The 15,095-nt window shown below is 67.4% G+C and carries 11 protein-coding genes and 1 pseudogene; 8 read left to right on the forward strand and 4 right to left on the reverse strand.

Annotated features, from left to right (window positions below; translation table 11 throughout):
- Window positions 1–64 precede the first annotated feature (64 nt).
- The gene (locus GON01_RS07915) at window positions 65–520 is read left to right on the forward strand and encodes a pseudoazurin (RefSeq protein ID WP_157026833.1); all 456 of its coding nucleotides are present in this window, start codon (window positions 65–67) and stop codon (window positions 518–520) included.
- Between the two features lie 128 nt (window positions 521–648).
- On the opposite strand, the gene nirK is transcribed toward GON01_RS07915, so the two are convergent.
- Window positions 649–1,704, reverse strand: a complete 1,056-nt coding sequence (gene nirK, locus GON01_RS07920) for a copper-containing nitrite reductase (protein WP_157026834.1) — start codon at window positions 1,702–1,704, stop codon at window positions 649–651.
- A gap of 173 nt (window positions 1,705–1,877) precedes the next feature.
- Here nirK and hemA point away from each other — a divergent pair.
- On the forward strand, window positions 1,878–2,522 hold a 645-nt coding region (gene hemA / locus GON01_RS16930; protein ID WP_232328730.1), incomplete at its 3' end, for a 5-aminolevulinate synthase.
- Window position 2,523: 1 nt separating this feature from the next.
- Window positions 2,524–3,004 (forward strand): annotated as a pseudogene (locus tag GON01_RS16935) (aminotransferase class I/II-fold pyridoxal phosphate-dependent enzyme); the annotation flags it as partial.
- 188 nt (window positions 3,005–3,192) lie between these two features.
- Here the strand turns inward: GON01_RS16935 and GON01_RS07930 are convergent.
- From GON01_RS07930 to GON01_RS07940, 3 genes are all read right to left on the reverse strand, one after another.
- Complete coding sequence (locus GON01_RS07930) at window positions 3,193–4,398, reverse strand: NnrS family protein (protein ID WP_198159811.1); 1,206 nt, start codon at window positions 4,396–4,398, stop codon at window positions 3,193–3,195.
- Window positions 4,399–4,473: 75 nt separating this feature from the next.
- Window positions 4,474–6,750, reverse strand: a complete 2,277-nt coding sequence (locus GON01_RS07935) for a nitric-oxide reductase large subunit (RefSeq protein WP_157026835.1) — start codon at window positions 6,748–6,750, stop codon at window positions 4,474–4,476.
- 105 nt (window positions 6,751–6,855) lie between these two features.
- A complete protein-coding gene (locus GON01_RS07940) occupies window positions 6,856–9,078 on the reverse strand; it encodes an arylsulfatase (protein WP_157026836.1) in 2,223 nt (740 codons plus the stop codon).
- A gap of 142 nt (window positions 9,079–9,220) precedes the next feature.
- Between GON01_RS07940 and GON01_RS16650 the strand changes: the two genes are divergently transcribed.
- The 5 genes from GON01_RS16650 (at window position 9,221) to GON01_RS07960 (ending at window position 15,030) form a co-directional block, all read left to right on the forward strand.
- Window positions 9,221–9,619 carry a hypothetical protein gene (locus GON01_RS16650; RefSeq protein WP_181600113.1) on the forward strand — a complete coding sequence of 133 codons (399 nt, stop codon included), beginning with the start codon at window positions 9,221–9,223 and terminating at the stop codon, window positions 9,617–9,619.
- Entirely contained in the window at window positions 9,616–11,937 is a 2,322-nt protein-coding gene (locus tag GON01_RS07945; RefSeq protein WP_181600114.1) for an EAL domain-containing protein, read from the forward strand. The genes GON01_RS16650 and GON01_RS07945 overlap by 4 nt, the downstream gene beginning before the upstream one ends.
- Before the next feature lie 267 nt (window positions 11,938–12,204).
- A complete protein-coding gene (locus tag GON01_RS07950; RefSeq protein ID WP_157026838.1) occupies window positions 12,205–12,342 on the forward strand; it encodes a hypothetical protein in 138 nt (45 codons plus the stop codon).
- Window positions 12,323–14,134, forward strand: a complete 1,812-nt coding sequence (locus tag GON01_RS07955) for a hypothetical protein (RefSeq protein WP_157026839.1) — start codon at window positions 12,323–12,325, stop codon at window positions 14,132–14,134. The genes GON01_RS07950 and GON01_RS07955 overlap by 20 nt, the downstream gene beginning before the upstream one ends.
- Window positions 14,131–15,030 carry a tyrosine-type recombinase/integrase gene (locus GON01_RS07960; RefSeq protein ID WP_181600115.1) on the forward strand — a complete coding sequence of 300 codons (900 nt, stop codon included), beginning with the start codon at window positions 14,131–14,133 and terminating at the stop codon, window positions 15,028–15,030. Before GON01_RS07955 ends, GON01_RS07960 begins: the two co-directional genes overlap by 4 nt.
- Window positions 15,031–15,095: the final 65 nt, after the last annotated feature.

The following is a 15,095-nucleotide window of genomic DNA, read 5'->3' on the forward strand; positions in this document are numbered from 1 at the left end:
GACGCGCATGACGATCCGGTCACATGCGGACGGCTGTTCCGTCCGCCATCGATGGAGACGAACAATGCGTATTTCGACTCTCGCTGCAGGCGCCGCGGCCGCCGCGTTGCTGGCGTTCCCCGCCGCTGCGAAGGACGTGACCGTCCAGATGCTCAACAAGGGCAAGGCCGGCATGATGGTGTTCGAGCCGGCGCTGGTGAAGATCGCGCCCGGCGACACCGTCACCTTCGTGCCGACCGACAAGAGCCACAATGTCGAGAGCGTCGCCGGCATGATCCCCGCCGGGGCCAAGCCTTTCAAGTCGGCGATGAGCCAGCCGCTGAAGGTCACCTTCACCCAGGCCGGCGTCTATGGCTACAAGTGCATGCCGCACTATGCGATGGGCATGGTCGGGGTGGTGGTGGTCGGCAATGGCGGCGCCAATGCCGCAGCCGCTCAGGCAGCCAACCATCCCGGCAAGGCCAAGCAGGTCTTCACCGGGCTGCTGAGCCAGACCGGCGTCCGGATGGCATCGCGCTAAGCCTTCCCGTTTCAATGAAGGAGGCCCCGGTCAGTTGACCGGGGCCTCTTTTTTGTGCGTTCGCGCCAGGCAAACAAAAGGGCGGCGGGATCGCTCCCGCCGCCCTTGCCTTCGGGCTCTCCTCCCGGTCAGTGGCCCATGCTGGCGCCGGACGGATCGTCCGTCTGGTGCGACCTGAAGATGGCCGGCTGCTCGGCGCCGTCGACCACCAGCAGGCCCTTCAGCCCGCGCTCCATCCGCGACAGGGCATGGTCGACCAGCACGAAGCGGCCGGGCACGTCGACCTTGAACTCCGTCACCGCCGCGCCGCCAGGCGGCACGGTGATCGTCTGCACGTCCGTCATCGGCGCCGAGGTGATCGAGGCGAGCGGATAGGCCTTGTCGAAAATCTCGCCGATCACGTGGAAGCTCGACGTCTTGTTGGGGCCGCCGACGCCGAAGAAGATGCGGACCGTTTCACCGGTCTTCGCCTTCAGCGGCTTCTTGACGAGCGCGTCGGCCGCGCCGTTGAAGACATAATATTCCGGCGTCTCGGCGAGCAATTTGTCGAGGCTCTCGGTCAGCTCGCCTTCGGTGCCGTGCGCCTGCTCGGTGTAGATCTCGCCCTGCATCACATAATATTCGCGGTCGACCTTGCTGAGGCCTTCCTCGGGCTCGACCAGGATCATGCCGTACATGCCGTTGGCGATGTGCTGTGCCACCATCGGTGTCGCGCAGTGATAGACATAAAGGCCGGGCTGCAGCGCCTTGAAGGTGAAGCCTTTGCTGACGCCGGGCTCGGCCATCGTCGCCGCCGCGCCGCCGCCGGGGCCGGTGACCGCGTGGAAGTCGACATTGTGCATCATCACGCTGTCGGCCGCGTTCTTCAACTGCACCTCGACCGTGTCGCCGACGCGGACGCGGATGAACGGCCCGGGCACTTTCCCGTTGAAGGTCCAATAGTGATAGGTCGATCCGTCAGCCAGCTGCCCGGTCACTTCGATCGTGTCGAGATCGACCTTGACCGTCTGCGGGCCGCGCCGCGCGAGCGGGCCCGGCAGGTCCGACGCGTCACGGATCACGTCGCCGACGACGGCTGCATGTGCGTGCGCCGCGGGGGCAGCCGGCGCGGCGGGTGCGTCCGCCGCGAATACGGGCGACGCGAACATGGCCGCGCCGGCGAGGAACAGAGCTAAGCTTTTCATTTCGAACATCGCTTTCATTGCTGAACGATGGTCTCGGCCTAGGTTCGGCCCCCTTTGTGCGAATTGAGCAGGATCAATTGGGCTTGCCCACTTCCCTCCGTAAATGTCCGTAATGGCGGTGCCGCGCCGTTTCCGGTTTAGCGTCTTGGTTTGCATCGGATTCAGGCAGCGACATGGACTACAACCGCATTTTCACGCAGGCGATCGACCGGTTGCATGGCGAGGGCCGGTACCGTGTGTTCATCGACATCTTGCGCAACAAGGGGACGTTTCCCAATGCGCGCTGCTTTGCCGGGCACAATGGTCCGAAGCCGATCACGGTGTGGTGCTCGAACGACTATCTGTCGATGGGTCAGCATCCCAAGGTGATCGCGGCGATGGAGGAGGCGCTGCACGATGTCGGCGCCGGTGCCGGCGGCACGCGCAACATCGCCGGCAACACGCATTACCATGTCGATCTGGAAGCGGAGCTCGCCGACCTGCACGGCAAGGAAGCGGCGCTTCTGTTCACGAGCGGCTATGTTTCGAACGAGGCGACGCTCTCCACGCTCGCCAAGATCCTGCCCGGCTGCGTGATCTTTTCCGACGAGCTCAATCACGCCTCGATGATCGCCGGCATCCGCAACTCGGGTGCCGAGAAGCGGGTGTTCCGGCACAATGACCTAGAGCATCTGGAAGAGCTGCTCGCGGCGGCGGACCCGGAGGCGCCCAAGCTGATCGCGTTCGAGAGCGTCTATTCGATGGACGGCGACGTGGCCCCGATCGCCCGGATCTGCGACCTTGCCGACAAATATGGCGCGCTCACCTATCTCGACGAANGAAAGCGTTCGGCGTGATGGGCGGCTATATCGCAGCCGATAAAGTGATCGTCGACGTGATCCGCAGCTATGCGCCGGGCTTCATCTTCACGACCTCACTGTCGCCGGTGCTGGTCGCAGGCGTGCTCGCAAGCGTGCGGCACCTGAAGCAAAGCTCCGTCGAGCGCGAAGGGCAGCAGGCCGCCGCCGCGACGCTGAAGGCGATGTTCCGCGATGCCGGGCTGCCTGTCATGCCCAGCACCACCCATATCGTGCCGCTGATGGTCGGCAATCCCGTCAAGGCCAAGCGGATCAGCGATATCCTGCTCGCCGAATACGGCGTCTATGTGCAGCCGATCAACTTCCCGACCGTGCCGCGCGGCACCGAGCGCCTGCGCTTCACGCCCGGCCCGACCCACAGCCCCGAGATGATGCGCGAGCTCACCAACGCGCTGGTGGAGATCTGGGACCGGCTCGACGTCGACATCAACCTCGCCGCCTGATCTTCAACGTCCGCTACGGGTGGTTCGCGGACCAATCACCTCTCCCATAGGGAGAGGTCGAGTCAGCGCTTGCGCTGACCGGGTGAGGGGTTGGACCTCGCCACGAAGTCGTGGTCCCCTCACCCCGCTCGCGGCGGAGCCGCGAGTCGCCCTCTCCCCATGGGAGAGGGGCTGAAATCCGCTATCGCTTAGGGCCGCCCATCCGGCCGCGCCCCGAGCAGCTTCGGTCCATAGGTTAACGCGAACAGCAGGAAGGCGCCGGCCCAGGCGGTGCCGGCGATCTCGATCGCGCGCATATAGTCGATCGGCAGCCAGTGGGCCGTCACGCGCAGCGCGGCACCCAAGGTGACGAGCGCGTAGATCGCGGTCGTCCAGCCGTCGGCGCGGAGCGGACGGCCGGTGTGGCCGAGCGTGGCGCGCGTCATCACCGCCAGCGTCATCGACGCCATTGCCCCGGCCGCGAGCGCGTGGATGGCGCTGCTCCGCGGCAGCTCGGGCATGAAGATGCTCGCGCCGAGCAGCAGCAGGCCGATCGGCAGCCAGGCATAGGCGACGTGCAGGATCAGGACCAGCGGATCGCGCACGGTGCGCAGCCCCGACCAGCGGGCGAGCCGCGCGACGTGCAGCGCGCCGGCTGCCAGCAGCAGGATCGCCGTCGCCTGCGCGTCCGGGAACGCGGCCCAGGCGAGCAGCGCAAGCGCCATGGCGCCCAGCGACGCGAGATCGAAGCGGGTGGGCTGGCCGGGCAGGCCGGTCGTCGCCCCCTGCTTCATCAGCCAATTGCGCGTGAAGGACGGAATGATCCGGCCGCCGATCAGGCCGATCATCATCAGCACCAGGCCAAGGCCGAGCCGCCACCCCAGCCCGCCAAGATCGATGCAGCCGAGCGCTTCGCCATGGTCGATCGCGTTGGCGAGCGCGAACAGCAGGATCATCACGACGATCGGCAGGTTGCGGTTCTTCGCGGCGATCACTTCGCGCGCGGCGACGAGGCCCAGCACGACGAAGAAGCCGACATCGACGAAGAAGGCGAGGGTCGAACCGACCGTCGCCGAGAAGAGAAGGGCGAGCCGGGCCGCGAGCCACAATGCCCAGAGGCCCGCCAAGGGGCTGCCCGAGATCGGCAGCCGGCCGGTCCAGTTCGGGATCGCCGTCAGCAGGAAGCCGCAGATCACCGCGCCCAGATAGCCGAACAGCATTTCATGCCGGTGCCAGGCGAGCGGGTCGAATCTGGTCGGCAGCATGATGGCCCCGGACAGGGCGCAGACCCAGAGGACGACGACCACGACGGCCCAGGCCGCGCCGCTGAAAAAGAACGGCCGGAAGCCGCCGCGCAGGACGGGCGGCAATGCCATCAGCCGGTCGTGACGCTCGCTTGCCGAAATACCCGCCATCGCTGTCATCCCATTCTTCTGTCTTCAAAAAGGCAAGGACCCGGCCCCGGCGGACCGGGACCGGGTCCTGCTCGCTTACTCGGCCGGAACCAGGCTCGGGTCCAGACCGATCTCCCGCCGTGCCTTGCGGCCGGTCAGCAGCTTCAGCATGAACACGGCCAACAACACCGGTCCGACGCTGAACACGATGTCCCCGGGAACGCGCATCCAAACCAGCGTTTCCATCACCGGCCCGTGCACGATCTCAGGCGAGCGCGCGTACCAGAAGCTGTGGGTGATGCTCTGGTAGGACTGGTAGATGCCCGCCGGCACCAGGCTCAGGAACACCATCATCGCAAGCCCGATGTTCAGCGTCCAGAAGGCCGGCTTCAGGATCGCGTCCGACCAGACGGCCGAGCGATAGGCGGTGCGGAGGCAGAACAGCATCAGCCCGACGCCGAGCATGCCATAGACCCCGAACAGCGCGGCATGGCCGTGGCTGGGCGTCATGTTCAGCCCCTGGATGTAATAGAGCGAGATCGGCGGATTGATCGAGAAGCCGAGGATCCCCGCGCCGACCAGGTTCCAGAACGAGACCGCGACGAAGAACAGGATCGGCCATTTGTAGGTCTGCACCCACGGCGCCGCCTTCGTCATGCGGTAGTTGTGGAACGCCTCCACGCCCAGCAGCGCCAGCGGCACCACCTCGAGCGCCGAGAACATGGCGCCCCACGCGATCACCGGCGTCGTCGTGCCGGAGAAATAGAGGTGGTGCAGCGTGCCGAGGATGCCGCCGGTCAGGAACACCGCGGTCGAGAAGACCACCGCCGTGTTCGCCGCACGGGCGCGCACCAGGCCGAGCCCCGCGAAGATCAGCGCGATCACCGCGGTCGCGAAGACCTCGAAGAAGCCCTCGACCCACAGGTGGACGACCCACCAGCGGAAATACTCGATCATCGACAGCGGGCTGTGCCGGCCCCAGGTGAGCGCGGCGCCGAAGAACAGGCCGATCGCGATCGTCGAGACGAACACCATGCCGATCAGGCCGCGCGTTTCGCTCGGCCGCTTCAGCGCCGGCCAGAGCGCCCGGCCGACCAGCGTCAGCCAGATCATCAGCCCGACGAACAGCAGGATCGCCCAGAAGCGGCCCAGATCGACGAACTCATAGCCCATATGGCCGAACCAGAAGTTCGCGCCATGGCCGAGCTTCTGCTGGATCGCCATCCATTCGCCCGCGAACGAGCCGATCACGACGACGAGCAGCGCGACCCAGAGGACATTGACGCCGAGCCGCTGGAATTTCGGCTCATGGTTCGACAGCATCGGCGCGACGTAGAGGCCGGTCGCCAGCCACGCGGTCGCGATCCAGAAGATGCCGAGCTGCGTGTGCCAGGTGCGCGTCAGCGCATAGGGGATCAGCTCGGAAATCTGGAAACCGTAAAAGTCCTGGCCCTCGACCGCATAATGCGCGGTGATCGCGCCCAGCAGAACCTGCGCCAGGAACAGCCCCAGCACGGTCACGAAATATTTGGTCGTCGCCCGCATCGAGGGCGTCGGCTTCATCTGCAGGAACGGATCGCCCGCCGGCGCCTCGATATGGTCGTCCTCGCCGCGACGCGCCTGATACCAGAGCAGCCAGCCGATGCCGGCGATCAGGAACAGGACGCTTGCGATCGACCAGATGCCGAGCGAGGCCGACGGCGTGTTGCCGACCAGCGGCTCGTGCGGCCAGTTGTTGGTGTAGGTGATCGTGTCGTCGGGACGGTTCGTGACGCTCGTCCACGAGGTCCAGAAGAAGAAAGCGCCAAGCTGCTCGCGCTGCTTCGCGTCGACGATCGACTTTTCCGGAATGGCATACTGGACGCGCAGTTCCTTCAGCGCCGGATCGCTGCTGAACAGCGACGCGTAATGCCGGCCCACGGCGGCCATCGCTTGCGCACGCTCGTCGGACACGGTGATCGCGCCCGTGGACGCATCATAGCCATTGGTCCGAAGCTCCCGCTTCAGCCGGTCCTTCAGCGCGGCCTGGTCTTCCAGGTTCAGGGCAGCGAAATCCTTCGCCCCTTTTTCCCTCGCCCAGACGTCGAGCAGGGTTAGCGCCTCGCGGTGCAGCCAGTCGGCGCCCCAGTCGGGCGCGACATAGCCGCCATGCCCCCAGACCGAGCCCAGCTGCATCCCGCCCAGCGTCTGCCAGACTTCACGGCCCGTTTCGATATCGACGCGGGTGTAGATCGTCTGGCCGCTGGCCGACACGATCTTTTCCGGCACCGGCGGCGCCTTCACGTAAATCTCCCGGCCGATCAGGCCGAGCACGGCAAAGGAGAGGACGAAGATCGCCCCCAACCAAAGCCATAGCTTCTTTGAATATTCCATCTCAGCCCCCTCAGGTCGGCAAATCGTGGAGGCTGCGGCATTAGAAACGCCCAAGGGGCTCGCCTATTCGGGAGTTCCCCCTACGTAGTGTTCCGGAGGGGCGGCCTATTCGCGCGCGATCGCGACGGCCGCCGCACCTTCCGCGTCCGCCGGGGCTGGGCCGTCGAGCGTCACCACGACCTTGCGCAACGCGCCTGTGAAGCGGAACGGCGCCGGATAGTGGGAAACGGGGCTCGCCCGGTCCTGGCCGATATCGAGGCCGGACCAGGAGATGAAGTTGACGAAGCCGTAGCGGATCGGCCCGGTGCCGACCGGTTCGCCGTCGACCAGCAGTGTCGCCACGAGGCCGTTTTCCTGCTTTTCCGCCTTGAGGCTGAAGACGTGCTCGCCGGGCTCGTGCGGGCTGTCGGCGGTGACGACCTGATGCTCACCGACATTCTGGTCGTAAACGAGCCGCCCGTCCTTGATGTAGAGGCTGTAGCCGCAGGTCGCGTCGCCGTGCGCGATCAGCACGCCCTGGTCGCCGGGCTCGATCGTCGCATAGGCGTCAATGCGGAAGCTCCGGTCGCGCAGGTCGGGCGCGATGTCGGTGGGGATGTGCCCCATGCCGGCGTGGAACGTGAAGACGCGCCGGCCGCCCAGCCGCCGCGCCGCATTCTCCGCGAAGCGGGGGCCGAAGCGGTCGTCGAGCGGCAGCACCTGGTGCTTCTCGGCCTCCTGCCACCACAGATCGATCATCTCGGCGAGCTTGTCCGGCCGCTCGGCGGCAAGGTTGCGCGCCTCGGAAAAATCGTCGGGCAGGTAGAACAGCTCCCACTGATCGGCGTCATAGGACGTGCCTGGCGGGTGGAACGCGACCGCCTTCCAGCCGTCCGCGATCACGCCGCGATGACCGAACATCTCGAAATATTGCGGGCTCGTCTTGCCGGGCGCGGCGCGATCGAAGAGCGAGGCGGCGAAGCTTTCGCCCTCGATCGGCATCTGTGCGACGCCCGCGACCGTCTCAGGCGGCGCGATGCCGACCAGCTCCAGCAGGGTCGGCGCGACGTCGACGGCATGGGCGAATTGATGCCTCAGCCCGCCCCGATCCGCGATCCGCCTAGGCCAGCTGACCACCAGCGGGTCGCGGATGCCGCCGCCATGCGTGTTCTGCTTATAGCGCCGCACCGGCGTGTTCGCTGCCATCGCCCAGCCGAGCGGGAAATTGCTGTGGCTCGCCGGCCCGCCGATATCGTCGATCCGCGCCAGCTTCTCCGCCGGGAATTCGGGGCGCTGGTTGTATGGCCCCATCGCGTTCACGAAACCATAGACCAGCCCTTCCTGGCTCGCGCCATTGTCGGAGAGGACGAGCACGAGCGTGTCGTCGGTCAGACCGGCGGCATCGAGTGCGGCGATCACGCGCGCGATCTGCCGGTCGGCATGGTCCAGCATCGCCGCATAGGCGCCCTGCAGCCGGCACGCGACGCGCTTGAAATCCGGATCGAGCGCGTCCCAAGGCTGCACGAAGTCGTTGCGCGGCGGCAGGACCGTGTCCGGCGGCACGATCCCCATCTTCTTCATCCGCGCGAGCCGCCGCTCCCGCTCCGCATCCCAGCCATGCTGGAACAACGCGTCGTAATGGAGGATCAGGTCGCGCGGCGCCTGATGCGGCGCGTGGCAGGCGCCGAACGCCAGCCAGAGCAGGAACGGCGCATCGGGCTTCGCCGCGACATGATCGGTCATGTAGCGGATCGCTTCGCCCGCCAGGTCTTCGCTCAGGTGGTAGCCGCTCTCGTAAGTGCCCGGGGCCGCGACCGGCGTGTTGTCGCGCACCAGCTCCGGCGCATACTGATCCGTCTCCGCGTCCATGAAGCCGTAGAAATGATCGAAACCACGAGCGAGCGGCCAGCCGTCGAACGGTCCGATCGGGCCGGTTTCGCCCAGCGGCGTCACGTGCCATTTGCCGACCATGTAGCTGTTGTAGCCATGCGGGCGCAGCATCTCCGCGATCGTGCCCGCCTCGCGCGCGATCTTGCCGCGATAGCCGGGATAGCCGCTGTCGAAATTGGCCAGGCACCCCATGCCCACCGAATGATGGTTGCGCCCGGTCAACAGCGCCGCCCGCGTGGTCGAGCACATCGCGGTGGTGTGGAAGCCGGTGTAGCGCAGGCCCCGGGCCGCGATCGCATCGATCGCAGGCGTCGCGATCGGGGAACCGTAGCAGCCGAAGTCCGACAGCCCGACATCGTCGAACAGGATGACGAAGATGTTCGGGGCCCCTTTCGGCGGCGTCGGCCCAGAGGGCCAGTGCGGCGGATGGGGGGCGGCAAGCGGGTCGCGGTTGTCCATCCTCGAAGGCTGCCCCTGGCTGCCGGCGCGCGCAAGCCGTTTCGCCCCTGGATCGACCTGCGGGCGGAATCGTGCCGAAGTTCTCGCGCCTGGCGGCGGCTGGATACCGTTTCTTCACCGGAATGGCGGTAACTGCGGCCTGATGTCTGTCCCCAGACCGCCAGAGCCGTCAGTCGGGCCGTGCGGCGACCATGTCGCGCGCGGACTCAAATTGCTGCTTGAGGCGCATGGGCGCAAAGACGTGGACGGCTTTCTCGACAGCTTCGCGGCGATGGCGGAATTGCAGGCGGCCGCGGCGCAACTCGCCGTCAGAATCGTCAATGCGGCATGGGACGAGCTGTCGTCATTCCAGCTGCCGGTGCTCGCGCTGGGCGACGCAGAAGCCTTCCTGATTACCGGCATCAGCGGCAACGTCGCCCGCGTCCGCTATCCGCTGCTCGGGGAGTTCACGCTGCTGCGCCCCTGGGTCGAGGAACGCTGGTCGGGCCAGATCGCCTTCTTCGGCCCGGCGGCACTGCTCTGGACGAGGCACGTCGGGTGATCGCCGACCTCGTCTCGTTGCGCGACGCCCCGCGATCGAAGCCGCGGCTGCGCATCCTGCTCTGGGCGCTGGCGATCTGCATCGTGCTGGGCGCGATCGAATTCGGCGAGCCGCTGGACGACACGTTCAAGGCCGCACGCGATATACTGCGCAGTCGGCCGGCGAGCGGCGAGATCGTCGTCATCGGCATCGATGATCGAACCGGGGCACGATATGGCGGCTTCTCCTTTTCGCGGCGCATCGACGCGAAGCTGGTCGACAAGCTTTTCGCCGCGGGCGCCGAGCGCGTGTTCTTCGATCGGGTTTATGCCGACGAGACCAATCCGGCGGATGATGCCGCGTTCGCGGCGGCGCTGGCGCGCCATCCCGGCCGTGTATTCCTGGGCGCGATCAGTCCGCCCGGCGAATCCCAGGAGCGAGTCGAGACCTTGCCGCGCCCGCAATTCCGCAAGGTCGCTCCCTATCGATCGCTGAACGGCGGCAACACGCCTTTCATGCTGTCGGCAAAGCTGGCGTTCGCCGATCGTTTCGAGGGAAAGCTGGTGCCGTCGCTCTCCAGCGAGATTGCCGGCTGGCCCGTTTCCGCGAAAGGTTATTACCGGCCCGACTGGTCGATCCGGATGGCGACCGTGCCGACCTACAGCTTTGTGGACGTGATCGACGGCAGGGTCCCGAAACTGGCATTGGCGGGCAAGGACGTGATCGTCGGCCCGACATCGCCAACGCTTCGAGACGTCTATCCGATCCTGTTCCAAGGCCGGTTTGCAGGGGTCTATTTCCACGTCATCGGTGCAGAGACGCTGCGCGCCGGCACGCCCCGCGACTGGGGCTGGCTGCCGCCGTTCGGCTCCGCCGTGCTGCTGTCGTGCCTGTTCCTGCTCGCGCAGCGGCGCCTGACGCGATTGCTGACGATCGCGGTCGCGCTGGCGACCTTTGCCGCGCTGCCCGTGTTCCTGGCGTCGCGGCTGATCGAGGTCGATGTCTTCCCCGCGCTGCTGCTGGTCGCGATCGTCGCCTATCGCGGCTTCAGCCTGGCCCGGGTCGAGGCGACGCGCCGCACCAACCCGGCTTCGGACTTGCCCAACCTGGTCGCGTTGATCGAGAGCGAGGCGGGCGACGCACCGACCGTGATCGCATTGAAGCTGCGCAACCAGGCGGAGATCGTCGCCAGCTTTCCCAACGATGTAGCCCGCGCGCTGATCGGGGAAGTCGAGCGGCGGCTGCGCGTCGCCGGCGGGAGCGACCAGCTCTACCATGGCGAGGACGGGCTGTTCTGGACCTCCCGCCAGCCGGTTTCCGACGAACTGCTGCAGCACCTGCGCGGGCTTCACAAGCTGCTGGCCCAACCGATCCAGCTCGGTGACCGCAGCGTCGATCTGCTGACCGCGTTCGGGATCGACGGCAGCACCGACCGGCCGCTGACGAGCCGGATCGCCAGCGCCACGCTGAGCGCCGAGGAAGCCGCGCGTGCGAACGAGATCTGGAAGCTCTATGACCCGCAGCGCAATCACGCCGCCGCGTGGCAGCTGTCTCTGATGGGTCGGCTCGATTTCGCGATCGAAAGCGGCGAGCTCTGGGTCGCGTACCAGCCCAAGGTGTCGCTGCCGACGCGGCAAATCGTCGGGATGGAAGCGCTGGTGCGTTGGAATCATCCGACCGCGGGGCCGCTCAACCCGGTCCAGTTCATCGCCGCGGCCGAAGCGCACAACAAGATCGCTGCGCTGACCTATTTCGTGCTCGACCGCGCGCTTGCGGACCTCGCCGCGCTGCACGCGGCCGGGCACATGATGGGCGTCTCGGTCAATCTTTCGCCCAAGCTTCTAGAGGAATCCGACCTGGTCGAGCGGCTGTCGGAGGCGCTCGCCAGGCACCGCGTGCTGCCGTCGGACGTGACGCTCGAGATCACCGAGACCGGTGACCTGCTGAGCGTTCCGGGCAGCATCGAGACAATGCAGCGGCTGGTCGCGACCGGGGTCAAGCTGTCGATCGACGACTATGGGACCGGCAACGCGACGCTCGAATATCTCGCGCGGCTGCCGTCGCACGAAGTGAAGATCGACCGGACGTTCATCACCGATCTCGACCAGAATCGCGACAATCTGATCCTGGTGCGCGCGACGCTGGAAATGGCACACCGCCTCGGCCGCCACGTGGTGGCGGAAGGGGTCGAGAACGAGGAAGTGCTGCGGCTGCTGCAGAAGCTCGGCTGCGACATCGCCCAGGGCTATCTGCTCAGCCGACCGATTCCCTTTGCCGACCTGCTCGCGCTGCTGGACGCCGATTCCGCCCCGGATCGGGTCCGCCTTGTCATATCGTAAACGCAACGTTAACCTTAACATAGGGCACACCGAGTCGCGTGCCCCGTGTGCAAGGGAGACGTTATGGCGAAGAAAACCGTGAAACGGCCTCAGCCGAACGGCAAGGGGTTCTGGGGTGACTTGATCGGCGGCTTTTTCGGCTGGCGCTAAGTCCTCATAGGGATTCAGACGAGGGCTCCGCTGCTGCGGGGCCCTTTTTCTTTGCCCGGCCCACGGCGCGGCCTAGGGGCGTTGCTCCTCCCGTGACCCTCTGCTAGCCCCGGCACCATGTCGCGTTCGGCTGTCATCATCATCCTGATCATCGTGCTCGTCGGCGGCGGGCTCTGGTACCTCTCCGGCGTCGATGCCGAGAAACCGCTGACTCGCGTCGAGAAGACGATCCCAAATGAGAAATTGGGCAAGTAGGCGGCTGCTCGGCGGGGCGGCGCTGGCCGCCGCGCTCGCCGCCGTCGCGATCCCCGCGCTGGGGCAGGACCAGGCGCCCGAATCGCTGCTGCCGCCCGGTTTTGGCGACACGCCGGTCACGCCCACGCCGCCCCCGGCGGGACAGCCGGCGCCGCAGCCCGGCGCGACTCCGGCCGCGCCCGGTGCCGAGCTGCCGCTGACCGCCGAGGACCAGCAGGCGACCGGCGAGGAAGAGCTTCCGGCCGATGAAACGGAGACGGCCGAGGCGAGCCCCTTCGACCTGCCCGAGGCGGCGCGGCGGGATCCAAACCTGGTCGGCGTGCTGACCCCCGACAATGGCGGCTATGATGCCGACCAGTGGGGCAATGTCGACGGCCGTTTCGCTTCGACCCTGATGCGCGACATCAAGGCGCCGGTCGCTTCGCGCTGGGCGCAGATCCTGCTGCGCCGCGTGCTGTTGACGCGCGCGCCGGCGCCGGCCGGGATCGACGGCGCCGACTGGGTGGCGGAGCGCGCCTGGCTGCTGCTCCGGATGGGCGAGGCGGATCCGGCGCGGATGCTGGTCGCCGGCGTCGATGTCGATCGCTTCACGCCCAAGATGTTCGACGTCGCCCAGCAGACGGCGCTCGCGACCGCGGACCCCGCGGCGATGTGCCCGCTGACCGACCATGTGCCGGCTAGCGCCGACCAGACCAGCTGGGACCTGGTCCGCGCGATGTGCGCGGCGCTGTCCGGCGATAACGGTACCGCCGGCGCGATCGTCGACGCCGCGCGCCACCGCGGCCGCGCGCGCGGCATCGACCTGCTGCTGGCCGAGAAGGTCGTGGGTGTGGGCGGCGCCCGGCGCGCGATCAACATCGAATGGACCGGCGTCGACAACCTGACCGCCTGGCGGTTCGGCCTGGCCAACGCGGTCAACGTGCCGATTCCAGCCGCGCTGTTCGATACGGTGGGGCCGCATGTCGAGGCATGGCAATATCGCGCGCCGATGATCTCGAGCGACCAGCGGCTGGTGCCGGCCAGCTGGGCGGCCAGCCTGGGCGTGCTGTCCAACGCGGCCTATGTCGACCTGATCGGCCGCGCCTATGAGGATGCGGACCCCGACACGATCGAGGACACGGCCGGCTTCCGCCTGCGCAACGCCTATTCGGCCGACGATCCAGCCGACCGGATCGAGGCGCTGAGAACGCTCTGGTCCCAGCCGAAGACCGACATGGAGAAATACGCGCGGCTGGTGCTGACCGCGCGCGCGGCGGCGCGGGTTGCGCCCGGGGAAGACTATGCAGACGATGCGCGTAACCTGATCGCGTCGCTGTTCACCGCCGGGCTGGACGACGCCGCCTCGAAATGGGGCGCGGTGGCCGACCAGCTCGACGACGGGGACGATGGCTGGGCGCTGCTTGCCGTCGGCGCACCGAAGCGCGTGGTGACGATCAGCGCGGGCCGCGCGGGCGACTATGTCGACCAGCAGAACGAAGGCAGCCGCAAGGGCGCGTTCCTGGTCGCGGCGCTCGCCGGGCTGGGCCGGATCACGCCGCAGGAAGCGCAGACGCTGGCGACCGATCACCAGCTGCCCTTGGGCCTGCAGAACAGCTGGACGCGGGCGATCGACCGGGCGGCCGCCCGGAACCAGCCTGCCACCGTCGCGCTGCTCGCCGCCGCCGGCATGCAGACGCTGTCGTGGAAAGCGGTGCATCCCGCCTATCTGATGCACATCGTCTCGGCGCTGCGCCGCGTCGGGCATGAGCCGGAAGCGCGGATGATCGCCGCCGAAGCCATCACCCGCGCGTGAGCGGCGACCGGGAGCTGATCGAACGGTTCCTGGAGATGCTGACGGCTGAGGCCGGGGCTGCGCGCAACACGATCCTCGCCTATCGGACGGACCTGGAGCAGGCATCGGCGCTGCTGGCGGACGGGCTGACGGCGGCGGACCAGGCGGCGATCGCACGGGTGGCGGAAGAGTGGATGCCGCTCGCCCGATCGACGGTGGCGCGGAAATCGGCGGCGCTGAGGCGCTTCTTCGCTTTCCTGCAGGAGGAAGGGTTTCGCGCCGACGATCCGGGCAAGGCCTTGCCGCGTCCCGGTGGCGCGCGACCGCTGCCGAAAGTGCTCGACCGCGGCGACGTCGACCGGCTGTTCACCGAGATCGACCGGCGGCTGGCGGCCGAGCATCCGCCGCTGGCCGATATCCGCCTGTCCGCTTTGATCGAATTGCTCTACGGCTCCGGCCTGCGCGCGACGGAGCTGGTCTCGCTGCCGCGCGGCGCGATCGCCAGCGACCGGCCATTCATCATCCTGAAGGGCAAGGGCGGCCGCGAGCGGCTGGTGCCAATCTCCGACCGCGCCCGCGCCGCCGTCGCGCGCTGGCGGGCGCTGGTGCCGTCCAGCCAGCCCTGGCTGTTCCCGTCCGGCAAGAAGCATTTGAGCCGCGTGCGGCTGTTCCAGATCGTGAAGGCGCTCGCCGCCGCGGCGGGCGTGCCGCCGGACCGCGTCGGCCCGCATGGGCTCCGCCACGCCTTCGCCACCCATCTGCTGGAGGGCGGCGCCGACCTGCGCGCGCTGCAGGCGATGCTGGGCCACGCCGACATCGCGACGACGCAAATCTACACGCATGTGGATTCGCGCCGGCTGGTGGAGCTGGTCAACGCCCGCCACCCGTTGGCGGATGAAACTCCCGGGCGTCGCTGAGAAGGCTTTCGGCTAAGGCTGGAAACGACGCATTGCGGACGAAAATCTCTTCGGTAGCTTTCTCC

This window comes from Sphingomonas horti (genome assembly GCF_009753715.1).
In the GTDB taxonomy this organism is placed as follows: domain Bacteria; phylum Pseudomonadota; class Alphaproteobacteria; order Sphingomonadales; family Sphingomonadaceae; genus Sphingomonas_B; species Sphingomonas_B horti.